General features: G+C 34.7%; 4 protein-coding genes. All 4 read right to left on the bottom strand.

All coding sequences use genetic code 11. From position 1 onward, the window contains the following. Window positions 1-105: 105 nt before the first annotated feature. Window positions 106-591 carry a flavodoxin family protein gene (locus tag ACKI67_RS07050; protein WP_407462757.1) on the bottom strand — a complete coding sequence of 162 codons (486 nt, stop codon included), beginning with the start codon at window positions 589-591 and terminating at the stop codon, window positions 106-108. A 104-nt stretch (window positions 592-695) separates the two neighbouring features. Continuing rightward, window positions 696-1,712, bottom strand: a complete 1,017-nt coding sequence (gene argC / locus ACKI67_RS07045; protein WP_407462756.1) for an N-acetyl-gamma-glutamyl-phosphate reductase — start codon at window positions 1,710-1,712, stop codon at window positions 696-698. A 77-nt stretch (window positions 1,713-1,789) separates the two neighbouring features. Beyond that, complete coding sequence (locus ACKI67_RS07040; protein ID WP_407462755.1) at window positions 1,790-2,260, bottom strand: adenylyltransferase/cytidyltransferase family protein; 471 nt, start codon at window positions 2,258-2,260, stop codon at window positions 1,790-1,792. Between the two features lie 43 nt (window positions 2,261-2,303). Next, on the bottom strand, window positions 2,304-2,622 hold a 319-nt coding region (locus ACKI67_RS07035), incomplete at its 5' end, for a HisA/HisF-related TIM barrel protein (RefSeq protein WP_407462754.1).

The raw sequence follows: 2,622 nt of genomic DNA, 5'->3' as shown, positions 1-2,622 counted from the left end.
TGATGAAATTATTATTATTAATTATTATTATTTTAATAAAGTTTTAAAAAGAGTTGCCTTATTAAAATATTATTTTTAAAAAAAGTAAATAAAAAAAGGATATATTTAGTATAAATATAAATCCTTAGTCACTATCATTGCTTCAGTATCCTTTTGGATTCTTGCAGGGCTTTTATTGTCAGTATTTAAGTTAAACTGCTGAACTACCCTTGCACCTCTTGCCCTAATCTTCATCTCCATCTTTTCAAGTGCACCTTCACTATTGGAATTGCTTGTAGTAAACAATACAACATCCTTTCCACGTAAGTTGCATCTGTCAATTAATGTTATGATTGCAGGGGTTGGGTTGCTTGCCCAAATTGGGGTGCCGATATATACTGTATCATATTCTTCAAGATCAAGGGTAGGAGGATAAATTTCTGTCTTATTTTCTCTAAATGCATCAATAGTAGAGCTTAATCTATTTCTAATTCCGTCACGTTTTTTTAAATCCCTGATTTGACAGATATCGCATTTAAAATTAAGTGCAAGTGTTTCTGCAACCACTTTTGTTTTTCCACCATCTGAATAGTATAATATTATTCTTTCCATATTTTTACCCCTTGAACTATTTTATAAAAAATAATCTATTTAAATATTTCCCTAAGGAATATCTAAATAGTTATTTCCTAATTAGTTAAGTAAATTGAACTTGCTTATGGGTGCATTCCAAAGAAGTCCAAACCTGCCTTTTCATCAAATCCGCACATGATGTTCATGTTATGAACAGCTTGGCCTGATGCTCCTTTGACTAAATTGTCAATAGCTGAAATGATGACCAATCTTCCGGTCTCATCAATTTCAAAGCATCCGATTTGAGCATAGTTGGATCCTCTAACACTGCTTAAGCGTGGAATCTCTCCATCTTCCAATATTTGGATGAATGGCTCTCCTTTATAGGTTTCCTTATAGATGTTCAATACCTCTTCACTTGTGATGTCTGCTCCATCAACCAAGAAACAATGGTTGGTGGTAAGTATTCCTCTGATTACTGGCACCAAATGAGGTGTGAATGAAATCTTGACATCTGAAAATGCACCAAGTTCCTGTTGAATCTCAGGCATGTGTCTGTGTTGGGTTACCTTGTAAGGGTTTACATTATCGCCAATGTTTGGATAATGTGTTGTTGCAGCAGGGTTAACTCCAGCTCCGCTTACTCCAGTTTTTGAATCGAAAATCATTCTATCTGCAAGCTTTGCTTTTGAAAGTGGGTATCCTGAGAGGATTGCACCAGTTACAAAGCATCCTGGATTAGCAAGCAAGGTTGCCTTTTTGATTTCTTCTCTGTGAATTTCAGGAAGTCCGAAAACTCCTTTCAAGTCAGAGGTATGTTCAAGCCCATACCATTTTTCATAAACGTCAATGTCGTTGAATCTGTAATCTCCACTTAAGTCAATTACCTTTGCACCGGTATCAAGTAAATCCGGTACGATTTTCATTGAAGCTCCATGTGGAGTTGCTGTAAATATGATGTCTGCATCCAATTCGCTTGGCTTTTTGTTTCTGAATACCAAATCTGTTCCTCTAATATGTGGGTGAACTTTGTGAACTGGAGTTCCTTCAAATTGTCTTGAGGTTATATCCACTATTTCAACTTCTGGATGAGCAGAAAGAAGTCTGATCAATTCCCCTCCAGTATATCCGCTTCCACCTACAATTGCTACACTTACCATTTTTCACACCTTTTTATAAGTTAATATTAATCATTATTTTTTAATTTTTTAATTTTTTATCATTTGTATAAAATTGATTAATCATCATTAATAACATTTGTACAGTCCAAATTCTTTTCTTCCAATTCAGAATGCTTGATTCTATTGATGATTTTACAGGTACTGTCGAGTTCTCCTCTTCTGTAATCTTTAACTCTTTTAGCTACAGCTTTGATTCCTCTTTTATCCAGCTGTTCCTGAAGCTTTGCAATGTCATGATTTTGATCTGAACCGATAGCGATTATGTCCGGTTGAATTTCCTCTACAATCTTGAACATATCCCCATCATAACCGATGTATGCTTCATCAACGGGCTTGAGATATTTAATCATTTCTAATCTTTGATTCTCATCAATAACAGGAATTCTCTTTTTCTTTTTAACAGTTGAATCTCTTGCTATTACAACTACAAGGACTGCATCTTCTCCACCTAATTCCTTTGCTTTTTCAAGATACAATCCATGTCCTGGATGTAATAAGTCAAATGCTCCTGTTGCCATTACTTTCATATTTTGTCTCCATTTTAAAATATAATAATATTGATAATTTTTTTTATTTTATATCTTGGTATTTCAAGGCATCTACAAGATTAATTTTGTCTTTGTATAATGCTGAACCGATTACAACTCCTTTTGCTCCAGTTGTTTGCAATTGCTTTAGGTCATCTAAGCTTGTAACTCCTCCGGAGTAAACAACTGGTATGTCAACGGAATTAACGAGATCTAATACTGGGTCTACGTAGAATCCTCCAAGCAATCCTTCCACATCAACATTTGTAAACAATATGCTTCCTGCACCAAGATCTTGGAATTCTTTGCTTATTTCAGTTGCAGACTTGTCTATCTTTTCCTGCCAACCTTTTATGACAACC

This window comes from Methanobrevibacter sp. (assembly GCF_045577275.1).
Lineage (GTDB): Archaea > Methanobacteriota > Methanobacteria > Methanobacteriales > Methanobacteriaceae > Methanobrevibacter.
This window is presented reverse-complemented; position numbering and strand designations above follow the sequence as displayed.